Source organism: Streptomyces sp. XM83C, assembly GCF_023072675.1.
Taxonomy (GTDB): Bacteria; Actinomycetota; Actinomycetes; order Streptomycetales; family Streptomycetaceae; genus Streptomyces; species Streptomyces thermocoprophilus.
The window spans coordinates 1-1,065 of record NZ_JALLGL010000611.1 but is presented as its reverse complement, the minus strand read 5'-3'; the positions used below and the strand labels follow the sequence as shown (position 1 = coordinate 1,065).

The 1,065-nt window shown below is 68.3% G+C and carries 1 protein-coding gene; it reads left to right on the top strand.

The annotated features are described in order from the left end of the window. Positions 1–116: 116 nt before the first annotated feature. Positions 117–1,065: IS481 family transposase (locus tag MTQ10_RS30685; protein WP_125500865.1), on the top strand; the 949-nt coding region annotated here is incomplete at its 3' end.

Sequence of the window (1,065 nt, the reverse complement as noted above, 5' to 3'; positions counted from 1 at the left end):
TGTTCTGTCCACGGAGGTTGGTGACAGCGATCACTGACGTGTGATCTTGAAATGGGTGAGGGCCCTCTGGCTCGGTGTGGATTGCGAGATCTGCACCGGCGACCAGAAAGGCCCTCGTGCCCCACCGTAATGCACCCCTGACTGAGACTGGACGACTGCGCCTGGCCCGCTGCGTCGTCGACGACAACTGGCCCCTGCGGCGGGCCGCGGAACGCTTCCAGGTCTCCGTGACCACCGCCAAGCGATGGGCCGACCGCTACCGGCAGCACGGCGAGGCGGGCATGGCCGACCGCTCCAGCCGCCCGCATGCCTCCCCAGGGCGGACCCCGACACGTACCGAGCGGCGGATCATCAAGGTCCGCGTGCTGCGCCGTTGGGGACCCGCACGGATCGCGGGTCTGCTCCGTCTGGTGCCCTCCACCGTGCACCGGGTGCTGACCCGATACGGCCTGGCCCGCCTGGCGCACCTGGACCGGGCCACCGGCCGCGTCATACGCCGCTACGAACGCGACAGGCCCGGCGAGCTGGTGCATGTCGACATCAAGAAGCTCGGCAACATCCCCGACGGCGGCGGCCACAAGGTCCTGGGCCGCCAGGCAGGCCGCAAGACGCGTTCCGGTGCCGGCTACAGCTATGTGCACACCGCCGTCGACGACCACTCCCGCCTGGCTTACAGCGAGATCCTCACCGACGAGAAGAAGGAGACCGCCGTCGCCTTCTGGGGGCGGGCGCAGGCGTTCTTCGCCTCCTGCGGTATCACCGTGGAGCGCGTCTTGACCGACAACGGCTCCTGCTACAAGTCCCGTCTGTGGCGCGATGCCCTGGCCGCAGCCGGCATCACGCACAAGCGCACGCGCGCCTACCGGCCGCAGACGAACGGCAAGGTCGAGCGGTTCAACCGCACTCTGCTCGACGAGTGGGCCTACACCCGCCCCTACCGGTCAGAACAACAACGACGCGACGCCTTCCCCGACTGGCTGCACACCTACAATCACCACCGCGGACACACCGCGCTGAAAGGCCAGCCACCCGCCAGCCGCGTTCCTAACCTCTCAGGGCAATACA